General features: G+C 43.4%; 18 protein-coding genes and 2 pseudogenes. 14 read left to right on the top strand and 6 right to left on the bottom strand.

Annotated elements, in window-relative coordinates; translation table 11 throughout:
• Positions 1-38: 38 nt before the first annotated feature.
• Positions 39-770 (bottom strand): tellurite resistance TerB family protein, encoded by a 732-nt coding sequence (locus AC0L6V_RS09350; protein ID WP_265219047.1) that lies wholly within the window; start codon positions 768-770, stop codon positions 39-41.
• A gap of 144 nt (positions 771-914) precedes the next feature.
• On the opposite strand from AC0L6V_RS09350, the gene AC0L6V_RS09345 reads away from it, so the two are divergent.
• The 3 genes and pseudogenes from AC0L6V_RS09345 to AC0L6V_RS09335 all read left to right on the top strand — a co-directional run bounded on the left by AC0L6V_RS09345 (position 915) and on the right by AC0L6V_RS09335 (position 3,540).
• On the top strand, positions 915-1,247 hold the full coding sequence (locus AC0L6V_RS09345) for a DUF1294 domain-containing protein (RefSeq protein WP_265219048.1): 333 nt from the start codon (positions 915-917) through the stop codon (positions 1,245-1,247).
• Positions 1,248-1,390: 143 nt separating this feature from the next.
• A pseudogene (locus tag AC0L6V_RS09340) lies at positions 1,391-2,271 on the top strand (diguanylate cyclase domain-containing protein).
• A 270-nt stretch (positions 2,272-2,541) separates the two neighbouring features.
• Positions 2,542-3,540 (top strand): branched-chain amino acid aminotransferase, encoded by a 999-nt coding sequence (locus tag AC0L6V_RS09335; protein ID WP_265219050.1) that lies wholly within the window; start codon positions 2,542-2,544, stop codon positions 3,538-3,540.
• Between the two features lie 74 nt (positions 3,541-3,614).
• Here the strand turns inward: AC0L6V_RS09335 and AC0L6V_RS09330 are convergent, their stop codons facing one another.
• Positions 3,615-4,166, bottom strand: coding sequence for a hypothetical protein (locus AC0L6V_RS09330; RefSeq protein WP_265219051.1), 552 nt, complete (start codon positions 4,164-4,166; stop codon positions 3,615-3,617).
• 211 nt (positions 4,167-4,377) lie between these two features.
• On the opposite strand from AC0L6V_RS09330, the gene AC0L6V_RS09325 reads away from it, so the two are divergent.
• Complete coding sequence (locus tag AC0L6V_RS09325; RefSeq protein WP_265219052.1) at positions 4,378-4,656, top strand: hypothetical protein; 279 nt, start codon at positions 4,378-4,380, stop codon at positions 4,654-4,656.
• 81 nt (positions 4,657-4,737) lie between these two features.
• Here the strand turns inward: AC0L6V_RS09325 and AC0L6V_RS09320 are convergent, their stop codons facing one another.
• Positions 4,738-5,244: a CpxP family protein gene (locus AC0L6V_RS09320; protein ID WP_265219053.1), complete on the bottom strand. Its 507-nt coding sequence runs from the start codon at positions 5,242-5,244 to the stop codon at positions 4,738-4,740.
• Positions 5,245-5,495: 251 nt separating this feature from the next.
• On the opposite strand from AC0L6V_RS09320, the gene AC0L6V_RS09315 reads away from it, so the two are divergent.
• The 3 genes from AC0L6V_RS09315 to AC0L6V_RS09305 all read left to right on the top strand — a co-directional run bounded on the left by AC0L6V_RS09315 (position 5,496) and on the right by AC0L6V_RS09305 (position 8,110).
• On the top strand, positions 5,496-6,182 hold the full coding sequence (locus AC0L6V_RS09315; RefSeq protein ID WP_265219054.1) for a response regulator: 687 nt from the start codon (positions 5,496-5,498) through the stop codon (positions 6,180-6,182).
• Positions 6,182-7,561, top strand: a complete 1,380-nt coding sequence (gene cpxA / locus AC0L6V_RS09310) for an envelope stress sensor histidine kinase CpxA (protein WP_265219055.1) — start codon at positions 6,182-6,184, stop codon at positions 7,559-7,561. Before AC0L6V_RS09315 ends, cpxA begins: the two co-directional genes overlap by 1 nt.
• Positions 7,562-7,888: 327 nt before the next feature.
• A complete protein-coding gene (locus AC0L6V_RS09305) occupies positions 7,889-8,110 on the top strand; it encodes a hypothetical protein (protein WP_111606961.1) in 222 nt (73 codons plus the stop codon).
• Between the two features lie 19 nt (positions 8,111-8,129).
• Here the strand turns inward: AC0L6V_RS09305 and AC0L6V_RS09300 are convergent, their stop codons facing one another.
• The 3 genes from AC0L6V_RS09300 to AC0L6V_RS09290 form a co-directional block, all read right to left on the bottom strand.
• Entirely contained in the window at positions 8,130-8,873 is a 744-nt protein-coding gene (locus tag AC0L6V_RS09300) for a class I SAM-dependent DNA methyltransferase (protein WP_265219057.1), read from the bottom strand.
• Positions 8,874-9,072: 199 nt separating this feature from the next.
• A complete protein-coding gene (locus AC0L6V_RS09295) occupies positions 9,073-10,365 on the bottom strand; it encodes an NCS2 family permease (RefSeq protein WP_265219414.1) in 1,293 nt (430 codons plus the stop codon).
• A gap of 191 nt (positions 10,366-10,556) precedes the next feature.
• The gene (locus tag AC0L6V_RS09290; protein WP_265219058.1) at positions 10,557-11,417 is read right to left on the bottom strand and encodes a TraB/GumN family protein; all 861 of its coding nucleotides are present in this window, start codon (positions 11,415-11,417) and stop codon (positions 10,557-10,559) included.
• Positions 11,418-11,614: 197 nt separating this feature from the next.
• On the opposite strand from AC0L6V_RS09290, the gene AC0L6V_RS09285 reads away from it, so the two are divergent.
• The 7 genes and pseudogenes from AC0L6V_RS09285 to AC0L6V_RS09255 all read left to right on the top strand — a co-directional run bounded on the left by AC0L6V_RS09285 (position 11,615) and on the right by AC0L6V_RS09255 (position 16,645).
• On the top strand, positions 11,615-12,139 hold the full coding sequence (locus AC0L6V_RS09285; RefSeq protein ID WP_265219060.1) for an RNA methyltransferase: 525 nt from the start codon (positions 11,615-11,617) through the stop codon (positions 12,137-12,139).
• A gap of 226 nt (positions 12,140-12,365) precedes the next feature.
• Positions 12,366-12,548 carry a hypothetical protein gene (locus AC0L6V_RS09280; RefSeq protein WP_418138963.1) on the top strand — a complete coding sequence of 61 codons (183 nt, stop codon included), beginning with the start codon at positions 12,366-12,368 and terminating at the stop codon, positions 12,546-12,548.
• Entirely contained in the window at positions 12,493-13,122 is a 630-nt protein-coding gene (locus AC0L6V_RS09275) for a DUF481 domain-containing protein (RefSeq protein ID WP_418138962.1), read from the top strand. The genes AC0L6V_RS09280 and AC0L6V_RS09275 overlap by 56 nt, the downstream gene beginning before the upstream one ends.
• A 72-nt stretch (positions 13,123-13,194) precedes the next feature.
• On the top strand, positions 13,195-13,998 hold the full coding sequence (locus AC0L6V_RS09270) for a CobW family GTP-binding protein (RefSeq protein WP_418138961.1): 804 nt from the start codon (positions 13,195-13,197) through the stop codon (positions 13,996-13,998).
• Positions 13,998-14,156 carry a hypothetical protein gene (locus AC0L6V_RS09265; protein WP_418138960.1) on the top strand — a complete coding sequence of 53 codons (159 nt, stop codon included), beginning with the start codon at positions 13,998-14,000 and terminating at the stop codon, positions 14,154-14,156. The genes AC0L6V_RS09270 and AC0L6V_RS09265 overlap by 1 nt, the downstream gene beginning before the upstream one ends.
• 274 nt (positions 14,157-14,430) lie before the next feature.
• Positions 14,431-16,237 (top strand): annotated as a pseudogene (locus AC0L6V_RS09260) (acyl-CoA dehydrogenase C-terminal domain-containing protein).
• A gap of 93 nt (positions 16,238-16,330) precedes the next feature.
• A complete protein-coding gene (locus AC0L6V_RS09255) occupies positions 16,331-16,645 on the top strand; it encodes an SCP2 sterol-binding domain-containing protein (RefSeq protein WP_265219063.1) in 315 nt (104 codons plus the stop codon).
• Positions 16,646-16,676: the final 31 nt, after the last annotated feature.

Genomic DNA, 16,676 nt, shown 5'->3' with positions numbered 1-16,676 from the left:
GTTGCCCATTGAAAAAATTGAAATTAACTCTTTTATTCTTAAGGCGTTTGCATGTAGCTCACTTCATATTCAATGTTTTGACGCAGTTCAGTGGGTAGGCGTAAGGCGTCTCCGAGACGATCTAGGTAGCGTCGTTCTTCTTCTGTGTCGATATCCACTGCGAGCATGGAGACGAGGTAAATTTCTGTGGCTTGTTCTTCGCTTTCCGATAGGCGTGCGATGGTAATCGGGTCGCTGGTGGCGCTCAGTTGTTCGATTAAGAATGTTTGCTCTTCTTTTGTAATGCCGAGGTCGCTGATTTGTTGTTCGATGCGTGCGCGTTCGGTTGCATCGATATGCCCATCCGCCTTGGCTGCGCTGATCATGGCGCGTATAAGGATCAGATGTATATTTTTGGTGGGTTTGTTTGTGTCTTCTTCTGCGAGGTCGAAGATGCTACCAGCAGGCACGGTGGGTAAGACATTGGAATTTGAGTGCACGTTATGATGCTGAGTTGCCTGTGACGTGTGTGCTGAGTCTTGGCTTGCTTTGTGATCACGCCACGCTTTGTACGCCATTCCGCCGATGGCTGCCATGCCACCATATTTAATCGCTTTGCCACCCATTTTTCGGGCTTTTTTGTTGGTCAGTAGCATCGCTGCCAATCCGCCTGCCGCGGCACCGCCCATCAAGCCACCTGGCATAGAGCCTGATTTTGCTTTAGTGACGGCCTTGTCAATGCCCGAGCCTGCGTTGCCCATAATGCTGTTTAACAATGAGTTAATATTCACAATCGAAAACCTCTTGTTGATATATCTATTCTTTATTCAGACCCAAGAAGCTCGGCAGAGTTCATTTTTCATCGATTGTGCTGCGCCTATTAAGAGCAGTGCTGTCAGCGTGGTAGGAAGTGCGTGCTTGAGAAGCGTGCTAAAATGCCTCTTTTAAGTTGTCGAATGGTGTTTATGTCATTGGAATACCTTGTGTTATTGAGTGGTTATGGTTTGTTGAGTCTGATTACTTTTTGCTTTTATGGTGTCGATAAGTCCGCAGCCAGGCGAGGAAGGCAAAGAGTTCGAGAGTCGACTCTGCATGTTTTGTCGTTAATAGGTGGTTGGCCTGGCGCTTTTTTAGGGCAGAAAGTATTTCGTCATAAAACAAAGAAGTTGCGCTTTATGGTGGTATTTTGGGCGACGATGATAGCGAATATTTTTATGTTGGGGGTTTTTAGCCTTTTTGGTTTTTTCTCTTGTTCTTATTTTGTCTAATCTCGTTATGTTATGTAGTTATCATAGGTTTTTTATCCAAACACCATGGATAATAAGCATTTAGGTAAGCTACGCTTTATTTAAGCTGGCTTTCAGTGTCACCATTATGTTGCCATTTTTTTTATGTTTGGGCGTATCCGTTTATGAATAACAATGAACTTGCAATTAGTCTTGCTGATTTGATGGAGCTGATGTTAGACGCTGTTTGCGTTGTTGATCGTTCTGGCCATTTTGTGTTTGTCAGTGCAGCGTTTGAGAATATGTTCGGTTATGCGCCGCAGGAAGTGATAGGTAAGCCCATGGTAGATTTTGTTTACCATGAAGATAGGGGGAAAACACTGAATACGGTCGATCATATCCTAGCTGGTGTGCCATCACCGCGTTTTGAAAATCGTTGGGTAAGGAAAGACGGTAAAGTGGTTTATGTGTTGTGGTCAGCTCGCTGGTCTGAAGAGCATCAAGTAAGAATTGCGGTGGCGCACGATATCACGGAGCGTAAGGAAATGGAGGCTCAGCTTCTTTATGCTGCGGGCCATGATGATTTGACGGATTTGCCTAATCGAACCTTGCTGCTAGATCGCTTACAGGCTGCTTTGGCGTTGGCTGACAGAGAAAGAGAGGGCTTGTCTGTTCTGTTTGTTGATATCGATGGCTTTAAAGAAATTAATGACAATTATGGTCATGCGGTGGGGGATGTGTTGTTGCAAAAAATCGCTCAGCGGTTGGTTGATTGTGTGCGTAAATCGGATACGGTTGGACGTTTGGGGGGGATGAGTTTTTGATTATTATGAATAAGACTAAGTCGACGGAGTCTGTTTTAGCGGTGGCAGAGAAGATTCGCGCTAAGTTGGCTCAAGTCTTTGTGGCCGACGGTTTGTCATTGCAAGTGTTCGCTAGTATCGGTGTGGCGTGTTATCCAGAGTGCGGCAAAGATTCTCTGGAGGTTGTTCAGGCCGCTGACCATGCGATGTATAAGGCAAAAAACAGTGGTGGTGATAAGGTAATTTTAGCGTCTTCTTGGTGATTTCTACATTCGGTTATTGAGCCCCATCTTGGCGAGAAGGTAATATCTTCTTGTATCTCGTCACACTTCTGTCAGTCTATTTTCTGGTTCAAATTGGCAAATATACTGGAAATACACAGTCAGTTTGATCCGTGGTTTACGATTTGCTTTCTTCAAGCGGTTTTCCGTTTTACTATCGGGTAATTGGGCGATAAGCAAATTTTAGAGTCCTTATAATGTCAGTCTGGTGGCTGATGTTGCGGTAATCATTTAATTATATAGGAAACAATAATGGCGGCTTTTGGTAGCGTGTTTATGCCTAAGATGGCATTGGCAACATTCGAAAATAATCAATGGAGTGAAGCAAGTATTGTTGCGTCGGATAGTATTCAACTACATCCAGGTGCGCATGTTTTGCATTACTCAAGTACGTGTTTTGAAGGTTTGAAGGCGTTTCGTCATGCTGATGGCAGCGTACATGTGTTTCGTATGGACCAGAACATTAAACGTTTAGCACAAAGTAGCCGTCTATTGTCTTTGCCTGTTATCGATGAAGCGCAAGTGTCTAAAATGATTCTCGATGCGGTTGCTGAATTTGCGACAGATGTGCCTGAGCCACCAGGGTCTATGTATATTCGTCCTACTCACATTGGCACTGAGGCTGCGGTTGGTAAAGCCGCGGCGCCAACGTTGACGTCTATGCTGTATGTTTTGTTATCGCCAGTAGGGGACTACTTCACTGGTGGTGCTAAAGCACTTCGTCTTCTATTGGATGAAACCGGCATGCGTTGTGCTCCTCACATGGGGATGATCAAAAGTGGTGGGAACTACGCGAGTGCTTTGGGGCCAATTTCTAGAGCCAAAGCAGAGGTTCAGGCTGATCAAATTTTGTTCTGTCCTAATGGTGATGTTCAAGAAACGGGTGCGGCAAACTTTTTGTTGATCGATGGTAACGAGATTATTACCAAAGGCTTGGATTCTACCTTCCTACATGGTGTGACACGTTCTTCGATCCTAACGCTTGCTGCGGATTTAGGTATGACAGTGACCGAGCGTGATTTGACGGTGGCTGAATTGCTTGAGCGTTCGGCGAAGCCTCAAGTAGAAGCGGTTTTGTCTGGTACCGCTGCGGTATTAACCTCTGTTGGTACCTTTATTCATAATGACAAAGAATACAAAGTTGGTAGCGGTGAGCCTGGACCTATTGCTCAGAAACTGCGTCAAGCATTGAATGATATTCAGTGGGGTAAAGCGGAAGACAAACATAACTGGCTAACCAAAGTCTGCTAAGTTATTAGAGTGCCTCTACTAATGGAAAAAACGGATTAACTTGTGTTAATCCGTTTTTTTTGTGTTTCTTCGTATTATAAGCTGAGTCTTAGTGAAGCAAACATCGCATTTTGGTCGTTGTTGTTTATTTCAGCGACGTCGTAGTTGGCGGCAATGGAAAAGTTTCTCGTGACGTAGAATCTAAGACCCAAAGCGAAACTAGAATCGGTTTCTGAAAAAACGTCGTCGTATTTGAGTTTTCCTTCCACTTCTAAGCGATCTGCTATAGAGCTACGTAGTCCAGCCGTGAACCTGTAGCCTGTTTCATCATCACTATTATTGTTCCAATCAATATCAACGAATTGTAATATGCCAAACAAGCTAGACGCTCCTCCAATAGGTGTGTATACACCAGCACCAATAGCCATTAAATCAATAGAACCGTATTCTGTTGATTCTGCAGCAATAAAGGCTCCCTTGCCAAACTCAAAGGCACCGGAGAGAGAAGAGAAATCGTCGTTTGCAACGGTGTAATCTGGGTCTATGCTGCCAAACCCATAGTCTATGTATGTGAATGTGTCAGCTTGAGCTGTCATCGATAAGGTGAATGCGGTAGCGGCTAGGCTTGAAAGTAGTATTTTTTTCATTTCTTTCTCCATTTATTCGATAAGAGAAATTCGTTGTTGAAACGAATTTGCACATTTTAGTCCCTCTATGCCATCGGCGGTTGCTGTGCAAAGTTTAGTCGTATTAAAGGGAGTATTTTCTAATAAAACCTTATTTTTGTTTAACTTAATGATATAAAAGGTATTCTTTTTTTAAACACAATATGAATTTACACTGTGAAGGCGATTGCTGATGAAAAAAATGCTAACCAAGCTTTGCTCTCCGATACTAGGAATGTTTGAATCCGAGGAGGGAGAATACGATTATAAACCATCGCATCGAACCATTTTAATTGTCTTGGGAGGGCTTTGTTTGCTGATCGCAAGTGTTTCCTTGATCATGACGCTAAAGACTGGTGAGGTGGCTGGTTTTATACCGATTATGCTATTTTTTCTAACGGGCTTGGTGTGTGAAGTGGTTGGCTGGTTAGGCAGTGATAGAGCGGTGGCAAGAATTTGGAAACGCCGTTAAATGAGCGCTGTATCTTGCTAAGATTTTTGCCGTGTTGAGTTCGAAAAAAGCGACCTTCTGGTCGCTTTTTTGATTTTTGTATTAGTTTCGATCTTTACCGTGGTGGCGCGGCATGTCGTCAGCGCAGTCTTCCATACGTTCTTTTTGCAGTTCAATGAATTTTGCTTTTTGTTCAGGGGTTAAGATACTGAGCATTTTATGCTGTTTGCTCAACATATCTACTTGGCGCTCTACCTGTTTATTTGCCATTTCTTGAGCCAATGCTGTGGCTTTTGCAGGGTCGAATTTGTCAGCCAAAAGTAAGTCGTTTAGTTTGTCAAAATGCGCATCACGCATTGCGTCATCTGCCTGTGGTTTGTCTTTAAATCTTTCTTTCATTGCTTCTTTGTTGGCCTGACGAAGTTCTTTGAATTGTTCTTTCTGGCTATCGGAAAGGTTCAATTCTTGCATCATTTCGCGGTCTAAGCCTGGTCGGCATTCGTCACCAGGCCCATGATGGTCTTTTCCGCCGTAGGCAAATGCGCTACTTGTACTTAATATGAGTGGTAGAACAACAGAAGCTAAAATTAATTTTTTTACCGTTTTCATATTTTCTTCCTTTTATCGGGTATGAGACTTTGATATGTAATTAACAATGCGCTTTTTGCGCATGGGAGTAGAATACAGATTGCTAGGTAAAGAGACGTATTACGAAAGTAAAGTAGGGTAAAGGCAGCATCACTTTGTTTTTTTCGACGTAAAATATCGTCATAGCATGGAGAGTGATTGGCGATTCAAGGCGTATGCGCTCCTTATGTCTCATTGCTTTGCAGGAACCGTTTTTTATATAGGAAAAATGAATGCCACACATTTTGATAATTGATGATGATGTTGAATTAAGCGATTTACTAAAAGAAGTGCTGTCGTTTGAAAACTGTACCGTCTGTACGGCTTACGATGGCGTGGCGGGCTTGGAGTTGATGGATCGCCGTGTTGATTTGGTTTTGCTTGATGTCATGATGCCTAAATTAAACGGTTTTGAAACCTTGAAGCAGTTGCGTGAAAAGTGGGATGTGCCTGTTTTAATGTTGACGGCAAAAGGAGATGAGATTGATCGTGTGGTGGGTCTTGAGCTGGGCGCTGATGATTATTTACCAAAGCCGTTTAGTGAGCGTGAACTGCTGGCAAGGATTCGCGCTATTTTGCGTCGAACTCAAAACAATAAGGAGCCATTGCAAAGTGATGCGATTGTGTATCGCGATATTACGCTGTATCCCGGTAAGCTAGAGGCGTATTGCAATGCTCATTTATTGGATTTGACCAGCACCGAGTTTGCTTTGTTGCATTATTTTTTACTTCATCCTGGCCAAGTATTAACCAAAGAAATGTTAAGCCTTGATGTGCTGGGTAAGCGCTTGGCGGCATTTGATCGAGCCATTGACATGCATGTATCGAATTTGCGTAAAAAGCTACCTGATTGGCCAAATGGTAAACCGAGAATCAAAACCTTGCGCGGGCGTGGTTATTTATTGGTGGAGGGGGATTGATGCGTTTGCCAAAGATCACCAGTTTGTATGGTCGTATTTTTGCGATTTTTTGGTTTACTATCTTTTTGGTGATTTTGGCCGTTTTAGCCTTACCGCATTTTGATCCTCGCAAGAGTAGGGACATCGCGCCGCCGCATTATGAGCAGATGTTGGAGATAAGAAATCGAGTAGAACACGCTTTTTCGTCTGTTCCGGATTTAGCTGTGGTTTTGGAGCATTTAGAGGGACGTTCGCACCGAGGCCCTGGGCCTGATGATAGGTTACGGCTTTTTATTACGGATCGTGATGGCAATATTCAAACCTCAGACCGACGTCCTGATTTTATTTTTAAAGCGTTGCGGAATTTTGTGACCACCATCGATAACCCTCAAAATCCTCAGCAGAAACTCTACGGTAAGACGATGATTTCGGGGCCGCTGCCGATTCGTTTAGCCAATGGTGACTATTATCTTTATATCGGTACTCGATGGAGTGAGCCGCCACATTTTTTATTGCAACTGTTCGATCACCCATTGCGTTTGTTGCTCGCGGTAATGCTGGTGAGTACGCCCTTATTACTCTGGTTGGCTTGGGCCTTAAGTCAGCCTGCTCGTCGATTGGAAAAGGCGGCTCAGCGAGTCGCGCAAGGGATTTTTGAAATTGATCCTGAGTTGGAAAGAGGCACCTCAGAGTTTCGTCAAGCCGGAGCCAGTTTTAACCAAATGGTGGAGGCGGTGAATGTGATGATTTCCCGTCAGCAGCGTTTATTATCGGATATTTCCCATGAGTTGCGTTCCCCTTTGACGCGCCTACGGATGGCGCAAGCGTTAGCCAGAAGAAAGATGGGAGAAAGTCCAGATTTAGCGCGCATAGACATTGAGGCTCAGCGTCTGGAGCAAATGATTGGTAAATTGCTCGAATTGTCGAGTGTACAGGTAGACAGTCATCTTAATCGAGAAGTACAGCCGTTTTCGAGCTTGTGTGAAGCGCTACTAGCAGACTGTCAATTTGAAGCGGAGCAAATGGGCAAGACCCTCTCGGTATCTGAGATTCCTGATCGAATGATAACGTGCCACCCTCAACTGCTGATGAGCGCGCTGGAGAATATTGTTCGTAATGCCATTTATTATGGCAATCAGCAAATTCGAGTCGCTTTGACCGTTGACTCCAATCGTTTGGTTATTCGAGTGGAAGACGATGGTGAAGGCGTTCCAGAAGATGAGTTGGACTCTATCTTTCGACCTTTTTACCGTGTTTCAACGGCGCGGGATCGGCACAGTGGTGGGGCTGGGTTGGGGTTAGCCATTGCCGAAAATGCGATTCGTCAGCATAACGGCACTGTTCGAGCGGCGCGCAGTGAGCTTGGCGGTTTATTGGTTGAAATCATTTTGCCATTGTGAAATTGCGTCCAAATAGAGTGGCGTAATGGAGGAATTTTCAGATTATTTGCTTTTTATGGAAAGGATTAGTGGACAAAGCCATGGATTCAGCTCATATTGGTGTGGTACGTCGTGCTTAGAGAAGGCACGGCTTAGTCTTTTCGTTTGCGCATATGGATACGAAACCGTATTCGAGGCGAATTCTGAATTTCTTCAAGTACTCTGCCCATTACTTATCCTAAAAGTAACATATAAATCTGCTCTTCTGCTTTTATTTGAAATGACGCTTTAATTTAGTAATAAGAACGAAGGGGGAGTCACGTAATTTTTTTACATCATAGGAACCATATGATAAATAGCGCTAAAGAGTTTGTACTACAACGTATTTGTGTGTTTGCTAGCCAAGTGTTCGATCCTAATTCAGATTCACAGGTTGTGAATATACTAAAAAGTAAATTCAATATACGTTTACCGCAAAGACGTTCAATGAACGAGTCTTTATCTTCTACCGTTAGTGACCATGAAATCATTGCCTTGATATTAAAATATCGCTCTATGAACGAATCTTAAGATCGTCACTTGCCTGCTTTTATTTTTTTACGCACAAAAAAATAGCGTTGCCTGATTGTTTGTTCCATGCAATGATTTTGTCGTGTTCATGCTCAAAAACATGAACGTCAAAATAGGGCGTTAATAATTCTTGTAACTGGTTAAAGTTCAACGCCACCATAGGATGTTCGTCAGACCAGACCTGTTTTTTTTCAGCGTTTGTTTTTTCTATGCTTAGCTTGAGCGTTTGTGTCTCCCCTTCGCCACTGTAGTGCCAAGAGGATGCAAAAGAAAACTGGCTGTCTCCCTCTACAACGCTGTGTTTTGCCGATATAGCATTATTTATCTGGTCCTTATCGACAGCGTTAAAGCAAAATACACCACCGACGTTAAGGGCTTTATGAACGCTTTCGATACAGTTTGTTAAACGTCCAATATCGCCGCTGTAATGAATTGAGTACAAAAAACAGGTAATGAAGTCATAGGGAATGGCCACGTTAAATTCACACATGTTACCTAATTCGAATTGCGCCTGAGGGCAACGTTGCTTAGCAATATCGAGCATGGGCTGATTAATGTCCAATCCGCTGCATTGATAGTTTTCTTGACTAAGATAGTGAATGTGAGGGCCAGTGCCACACGCCAAATCCAAATGCCGTTTCCCGCCGTTGCCGAAAATTTGATGAAGACGATGGGCGTTATTGCTTTGAGCGTGATAATTAATATCGGCACACATTAAATCGTAGTAACCAGATAAGTCCGTATAGAGCGCATTGTCAGACATGTTTGCTTCGCTTGGCGGGTAAAAAAAGATGGCGAATCATATAGTAGATACAGTTATACGACTACTGTATTCAGTCGTGCTTTATTGAAAATAGAGGGTAACTGGAGTTTTGCTTCTTAGAGGAGGGTAAAAAAGGGGAGAGTAAAAAAACAGAAGTAAAGTGAGACTTTACTTCTGTTTGTTGGTTTTTCCGCTCTTGTTAAACGAAAATAAAGAATTTGGCAATAAACAAGGCTGCTAAAATATAGACAGCAAGACTGACTTTTTTACCTTGACCAGACAATAGTTTGATAACAGCGTAGCTGATAAAAGACAACGCGATGCCATCTGCTATGGAGTAGGTAAGCGGCATAGTGAATGCTGCAATGAGTACCGGTGCGGCTTCGGTAATATCGTCCCAATCCACATGAGCGAGACTGCTTGTCATCAAAACCGCCACGTACATAAGTGCACCAGCTGTTGCATACGCAGGAATGGAGCCAGCTAACGGTGCAAAGAAAAGGCTTAATAAAAATAACAAGGCTACTACGACAGCTGTTAATCCTGTGCGTCCGCCTGCAGCAACGCCAGAGGCACTTTCGATATAGCTGGTGGTTGATGAAGTACCCAAGGCTGCACCAACAACAGTGGCACTTGAATCAGCAAGCAGCGCTTTTTTCAAACGTGGTAAGTTACCGTCTTTGTCTAATAACTTACCACGTTGACCCACACCAATCAGTGTTCCAGATGTATCGAATAGATCCACAAAGAAAAAGGCAAAAATCACGCTTAGCATACTGATTTGGAAGGCACCTTCAATGTCCATGGCAAGAAAGGTCGGTGCAATGGACGGTGGTGCAGACACCAAACCACCAAATTCATTTTGACCGAATAGCATAGAGAGAACAGTGACCAGTAGTATGCCAATCATAACGGCACCGGTGACGTTTAGATAAGACAAGGCACAGATCACGAAGAAACCAAGCAAGCCATAGATGGCTGAAGGTGATGATAGGTCTCCTAAGGACACCATTGTCGCTGGATTTTTAACAATGATGCCCGAGTTTTGTAGCGCGATCATGGCAAGGAAAAGACCAATGCCCGCCGCAATCCCTAGCTTTAAAGATGACGGGATGGCGTTAATAACCCATTCGCGGATGCGAAAGATACTGATAAAGATGAATAGAATACCAGATAAAAACACCGCCCCTAGAGCTTGTTCCCAGGAATAGCCCATGCCTAGGACAACACCGTAGGTGAAAAAAGCGTTTAAGCCCATACCAGGCGCTAGTGCGATTGGGTAATTGGCATAAAGGCCCATTATCAAGCAGCCAATCGCGGCGGCAAGACAGGTGGCAACAAATACCGCGCCTTGATCCATGCCAGCTTGTGCCAGTATTGAAGGGTTAACAAAGATGATATAAGCCATGGTCAGGAAGGTGGTGATACCACCAACGACTTCATTACGTACCGACGTGTTATGAGCTTTAAGTTGAAAATAACGTTCGAGCATAGGGGAGCCTTTTGCTAGTGGGCCGACGATATTCATTTTATTGTGAGTCCACATGCTAGAATGAAAGCTCACAATACAATGCGCCGAGTAAGTTTTGTCACTGATCATTTGGTCAGTTAACTATTTCGGCGCCAAGTATAAAAAATTCGTGGTGATTTGGGGAGAAAAATTGCAATAAATAATCGTTTTCTTTAAAGCTTGGTGACTTGATAACCGTTAGCTTTGAGTTTTTCTAATAAACTGTCAGGGCCAGCAAGGTGCATAGCGCCTACCATGATAAATTCAACACCAGAGTTTTCTAACATCTGCTCAATTTGGGGGAGCCAAAGATTGTTACGATTAACCAATAGCGACTGATAGACTTCTGGATAATCTTTTTTGAAATCTTTTAATTCTATGTCTGCCATGGCCTCCATATCACCGCTGCGCCAGCTTTGTCTTAGCTTTTCCATGTTGTTCGGCATGTCTTTTATGTCTGTTAGGGCATAATTGATAACATCGTCACTGTCTTTTGTATTAACATCACTGAGTATCTCAACCTGTTTTTCAGGTTCTTCAAGCCAGCCACTTGGCTTTTTATCCTGCTTCGCTTTTTCAGCGTAAAAATAATCCACGCCCTCACTGGTAAATCCTAGATGTTTGAGTTCAATCATACTGAGAGAAATCGCTAAGGCGCTGGGTTTTAAATTTTGTACAGCGGTAAAGGGAATTTGTCGAGCATCGAGGTAAATCTTTAATGACTGGTAGGTGTCAGGAGAGATGATTTTATCAATGGTGGTGCCGTCAGAATAAGAGAGTTCTTTTTTCATTTGCTGCTTAAAAGCATGATTATTAATGACGTCCATATTGGTTTCAAATACAACTTTATCTGCCGCTTGATAGGCTTTTTCGTATGCTAAGGGCAAGGGATAATCTTGCGGGGTTAATAAATGAATGGTACCGCCAATGTAGATGGTATTGGTGCCAGAGGTGACTTTCCAAACAGATGCCGCTTGTGTTTCAAAAGTCGCAGCGGCTAGCAGGGTTAAACCAAGTTTTTTAAGGCGGTTCATAGTTGTCCTAAATAGGGTCGAGATGCTTTTAATTCCTTCAGTGTACTCATCTTATTGGTCAGCGGAAGGGATCGGCGGTGGATGTATTTGTTTTTTCTTATTTTTTGCTCAGCTTATAACAGTGTTCTAGCGTCTTATCAGTGCTTAAATAATGCTATTATCCTGATTCTTTTCCTTGTGAGTGATGTGAGTCTGTAATGAAAAAAGAATGCATTTCTATTGGTTTAATCAACCCTAAAAGCGCATCCAACGTAGGGGCTGTGATGCGAGCTGCGGGTTGTTATCAGGCTGATCAAGTACTGTACTCTGGCCATCGTTATGACCGGGCTGTAAAAATGTCCACGGATACTAAAAAAGTCAGCGCAACCATTCCATTAATAAATATAGAGTCATTGGGAGTGGATACCTTAATTGACGCTGTGACTCCAGATACAAAGATTGTCTGTGTCGATTTGATTCAAGGAGCAACACCGTTACCTGCTTTTTCGCATCCAGATAATGCCCTCTATATATTCGGTCCTGAAGACGGAACGATTGACCAAAAACTGGTAGATAGAGCTGATTTTGTTGTGTTCGTTCCAACAATTGGCTGTATGAATCTTGCTGCATCCGTCAATGTCTTGTTGTATGACAGATTGGCAAAATCCGCCCGTGCTTTAGCAGGCGATGACCTCATTTATCAGAGTAAAGATGTAAATAATAACGTTAAAGTGCGTGTTTGAGTTGTTGTGTAAGGCTTCCTTCCTTTTTATCTATTACTTTTCATATAGTTAACGGAATTTTGACTGTGATATTTCGAGATCAATGTAAGAATGGCTCTAAGCCTGATGGTCATTAAGGAAGGGGGACTAGTATTGGCATTGTGTTAGTTTTCCGTTTTTTGTATCCCCCCTTTTTCCTTTTAGCCACTTCGGAGTTTGTTTGATGAGATAAAAGGAAGACATTCCAATGAAACCGCTTCTGCTATCGATATTGACCGGTTTGGCTTGTTCAGTTTCATCGCTTCATGCGGTCGAGCCTGAGCAGTTAGAAGTACCTTTAGAGCCACTAAGTGCCGAGGTTGAGCTTGGTGTGATTGCGACAACAGGAAATACGGAGAGCCTCAGCCTTAAAAGGGAAGGCCGTTATTAAACAAGATTTTAGAGAGTGGAAAAATAAATACCAGTTAGACGCTTTGTACAAGCGCAACACTTACGAGGGAAAGGATGAGGCGACGGCTCAAAGGGTTTTTTTGTCGGCGCAAAGTGATTATAAACTAAGCCCTGAGAACTCGTCTGTCTTTGTTTTTGGGTCTTACACTGACGATCGTTTTAGTGGCTATGAATACCAGAATACCATTGCGGTTGGTTATTCAAAAAGGTTGTTCGCTAATCAAGATTCATTCTTAGACTACAACATAGGCCCTGGTTATTCCTTTAATCGAACAGACGAAGGGGCGTTGGATGATACCGTCATTGTGCATTTGCAAGTAGAGTACGAATACAACTTTAGTCCAGAGGTGAAATTCACTCAAACATTGGGCAGTGATGTCGCGTTAGAGAGTAATAAAAATACCATTTCAAAATCAGAATCGGCCATTACGTCAAAATTAAGAGACAATCTGAGTATGAAGGCCTCGTATAATATGACCCACAACAGTGAAGCGTTGGATTTGAAGGCAAAAACAGACACGACGACTAGCATTACCATGATCTATTCATTTTAATAGAACGGATTGTTTTTATGCCTTTAAGCTGTCATGTTTGACACTTTTGTTATGTATTGAGCATGTATTCTTATGCGTTATCAAGGGATAAAAGTTACGTTAATTACGGGGTTTTTAGGGGCGGGTAAAACGACCTTAATTCGGCAGCTGTTAACACAAGCGCCTCCTCATGAACGTTGGGCTGTGCTGGTGAACGAGTTTGGTGATATTGGCCTTGATGGCGCCTTCTATGCAGATCTAGGTGTGGCGATTCGTGAGGTGCCGGGTGGGTGTGTTTGCTGTACCACGTCGGCTGCATTCCAGTTGGGTTTGAATCAATTAATTCGTCAACATAACCCTGATCGCATTTTTATAGAGCCTTCGGGCCTTGGTCACCCGCAACAAATCATTGCTAAATTACGCAGTGATTCATATCAAGACGTTTTGCTATTCACGGGGGCATTTTGTGTGCTGGATGCTCGACATTTAAAAGACGAACGTTATACAAAACACGACATTTTTCATGACCAGATCGAGTCAGCTGATGGTATTGTTTTTAGTCATGTGGATCGTTATCAGCAAGAAGATATACAGCGTTTAAAAGCTCGTTTTGGGCCGATTTCACTGACATCAAAGCCGGCTCTTTACCTGTCTGATCCTATGCATCTTGATCTTGATGCCTTGGATATAGGTTTGGCTGATTTATCGCATCCAGACTCTATATCGGTTGCTCATAATATCTCTAATTCAGCGTCTGCACAAAAACACCAACATGAACACGAGCATGAACAAGGATCCGGTGAAAATCGTTATTGGTATTATCAAAAAAGCAGGATTCGATGCAGGTCTTGGGTTGGAAGTGGCCGAAAGAAGAACGGTTTGACAAAGAAGAGGTGATGAAAAGTATCAAATCAATGGCCAATTTGCAGGGCGTTTATCGAATCAAAGGCGTATTTGTCATGCACTTGGGAGACGCGCTTTTTGTCAATGTATCGCGGGGGAGATCACCTTATCGGCATCCCCTTGGTGCGAATCAAGCCGTTTGGAAATCATAGGTAGCGAAGAAGGGACATGGCCATTTTTTTGTAAGGAGACGCTGTCAATTGCGAGTCATTCTTAGTGTCAGGGAATTTATGCACTCGTAGAGAGTATTTTTAAAATCGGTTGCTTGATGGTCTAGTTTCACTGGAAAAAATCACATCTTGGTCTATTTTGTCATTAACTTTGGCATCTTTTGTTATTGAGAGAAAGCCTCTGATAGAGGAACCTTTCTGATATTAAAGGTTCCTATGAAACATATGGAATAAAAACAATAAGAGGTCACAAGTCATGCCAGAATATAAAGCGCCCTTGCGCGACATCAAGTTCGTAACGGAAGAAGTACTCGATCTTCATGGACACTACGCTAAGTTGCCAGGTGCCGAAGAAGCCACACCAGACATGGTAGCGGCTATTCTAGAAGAAGGCGCCAAATTTGCTGAGCGTGTCCTCTCTCCTCTAAACCGTATTGGCGACCAACAGGGTTGTCAGTTCAAAGATGGCGTGGTCACAACGCCAGATGGTTTCAAAGAAGCTTATAAGCAATATGTGGAGGGTGGCTGGCCATCCTTATCGCATCCTGAAGACATGGGTGGACAAGGTTTACCCGATTCATTGGGTATGTTGGTTACTGAAATGATTGCCACGTCTAACTGGTCATGGGGAATGTACCCAGGCTTAAGTCATGGTGCCATGAACACCATTGAATTACATGGAACGGATGAGCAAAAGCAAACCTATTTGACCAAGTTGGTGTCCGGTGAGTGGACGGGGACCATGTGTCTCACCGAGTCCCATTGTGGTACCGACCTAGGTATGTTGAAAACGAAGGCTGAGCCGCAGGCGGATGGCAGTTACGCCGTGACTGGGACGAAGATCTTTATCTCTGCAGGCGAACACGATATGGCGGATAACATTGTTCACATCGTATTGGCTCGTTTGCCAGATGCACCTGCGGGTACCAAAGGTATCTCATTGTTTATTGTGCCTAAGCACAACGTTAATAGCGGTGGCGAAATCGCTGACCGAAATCAAGTTTCTTGCGGGTCCATTGAGCACAAAATGGGCATTCATGGTAATGCGACTTGTGTGATGAATTTTGATGGCGCGAAAGGTTTTCTTATTGGAGAGCCAAACCGTGGTTTAAACTGCATGTTTACTTTTATGAACGCTGCTCGTTTGGGGACCGCATTGCAAGGTTTAGCGCACGCTGAATGGGCATTACAAAATTCTGTGGCGTATGCAAAAGACCGTTTGCAGATGCGTGCCTTATCTGGGCCTAAAGCACCTGACAAAGCCGCTGACCCTATTATAGTGCATCCAGATGTTCGCCGTATGTTATTGACTCAAAAAGCGTTTGCTGAAGGTGGACGAGGCTCTAATTCATTATTGTTCTATGCTGGTTGATACCATGAAGCGAGGTACCGCAGAAGAAAAAGCAGAAGCAGATGAATTAATGTCGTTGCTGACTCCGATTGCTAAAGCTTTTTTAACAGAGACAGGTTTTGAAGCGGCAAACCAAGGGTTACAAGTGTTTGGTGGTCATGGTTTTATCGCAGAGTGGGGGATGGAGCAAAACGTACGAGATTGCCGTATTTCTATGTTGTATGAGGGTACAACGGGCATTCAGGCGCTGGATTTACTAGGACGAAAAGTATTGATGACCCAAGGCGCCACATTACGACGCTTTACCAAAATCATTCATAAGTTCTGTAAAGAGCACAAGGGTGATAAGCGCCTTAAATCTTATATCACCGTTCTCGATAAATTGAATGGTGAGTGGGGCGATGTGACGATGAAAATTGGTATGAAAGCGATGCGCAATAAAGATGAAGTCGGTGCGGCGTCGGTGGATTACTTGATGTTCTCAGGCTATGTTGTTTTAGCGTACTTCTGGGCGCGTATGGCCGTCACGGCGCAAGCCAAATTAGATGCAGGCACAGATGAAGTGGGCTTCTATACCGCCAAATTACAGACAGCTACCTTTTATTATGAGCGTTTGTTGCCACGTACGCATGCCCATGTTGAGGCGATGTTGTCAGGCGCTGATAACTTATTGGCAATGGACGAAGAAAACTTCGTTTTCTTAAATGCATAATATGTAGCAAATTACGCCTCGCTCAGCTTTGCTTCAGTAGGAAGTTGGCTGAGCGAGACTCAATATTTTTGACGGGTTGAAAAGGGGAATATGATGAGCGAAGCAAAAGCAGTATTTGAATCTATGTTAGGTCGATTTGATGCCGATGAAGCCGATGACATGGAGGCGACATTTCAATTTGACTTAGACGATGCGGACAGCTATCACTTAACTATCGCGGATGGCGAATGTGAAATGGGAGAAGGGGAACATGATGATCCTACGGTGACTCTAAGTATGGATTTAGATACCCTAAAAGCTGTCATGAGTGGTGAACTAGACGGTATGGCGGCTTTTATGCAAGGTAAAATTAGAGCCGATGGTGACATTATGTTAGCAACCAAGTTGACGCAAATCTTTCCTATTTAGGTTTGATTGGATGCGCTTGAATGCTCTGAAG

Source organism: Marinomonas sp. G8-14, from assembly GCF_055808935.1.
Note: the sequence above shows the minus strand (reverse complement) of the source record. Positions and strands in the feature narration are given on the sequence as shown.

Bases quoted from the DNA above. Each gene is read 5' to 3' on its own strand.
- AC0L6V_RS09290 (WP_265219058.1), bottom strand. From the start codon at position 11,417: ATGAACCGCCTTAAAAAACTTGGTTTAACCCTGCTAGCCGCTGCGACT.
- AC0L6V_RS09325 (WP_265219052.1), top strand. From the start codon at position 4,378: ATGAAAAAAATGCTAACCAAGCTTTGCTCTCCGATACTAGGAATGTTT.
- cpxA (WP_265219055.1), top strand. From the start codon at position 6,182: ATGCGTTTGCCAAAGATCACCAGTTTGTATGGTCGTATTTTTGCGATT.
- AC0L6V_RS09255 (WP_265219063.1), top strand. From the start codon at position 16,331: ATGAGCGAAGCAAAAGCAGTATTTGAATCTATGTTAGGTCGATTTGAT.
- AC0L6V_RS09335 (WP_265219050.1), top strand. From the start codon at position 2,542: ATGGCGGCTTTTGGTAGCGTGTTTATGCCTAAGATGGCATTGGCAACA.
- AC0L6V_RS09270 (WP_418138961.1), top strand. From the start codon at position 13,195: ATGCGTTATCAAGGGATAAAAGTTACGTTAATTACGGGGTTTTTAGGG.
- AC0L6V_RS09285 (WP_265219060.1), top strand. From the start codon at position 11,615: ATGAAAAAAGAATGCATTTCTATTGGTTTAATCAACCCTAAAAGCGCA.
- AC0L6V_RS09345 (WP_265219048.1), top strand. From the start codon at position 915: ATGCCTCTTTTAAGTTGTCGAATGGTGTTTATGTCATTGGAATACCTT.
- AC0L6V_RS09300 (WP_265219057.1), bottom strand. From the start codon at position 8,873: ATGTCTGACAATGCGCTCTATACGGACTTATCTGGTTACTACGATTTA.
- AC0L6V_RS09330 (WP_265219051.1), bottom strand. From the start codon at position 4,166: ATGAAAAAAATACTACTTTCAAGCCTAGCCGCTACCGCATTCACCTTA.
- AC0L6V_RS09265 (WP_418138960.1), top strand. From the start codon at position 13,998: ATGAAAAGTATCAAATCAATGGCCAATTTGCAGGGCGTTTATCGAATC.
- AC0L6V_RS09295 (WP_265219414.1), bottom strand. From the start codon at position 10,365: ATGCTCGAACGTTATTTTCAACTTAAAGCTCATAACACGTCGGTACGT.
- AC0L6V_RS09315 (WP_265219054.1), top strand. From the start codon at position 5,496: ATGCCACACATTTTGATAATTGATGATGATGTTGAATTAAGCGATTTA.
- AC0L6V_RS09305 (WP_111606961.1), top strand. From the start codon at position 7,889: ATGATAAATAGCGCTAAAGAGTTTGTACTACAACGTATTTGTGTGTTT.
- AC0L6V_RS09280 (WP_418138963.1), top strand. From the start codon at position 12,366: ATGAAACCGCTTCTGCTATCGATATTGACCGGTTTGGCTTGTTCAGTT.
- AC0L6V_RS09320 (WP_265219053.1), bottom strand. From the start codon at position 5,244: ATGAAAACGGTAAAAAAATTAATTTTAGCTTCTGTTGTTCTACCACTC.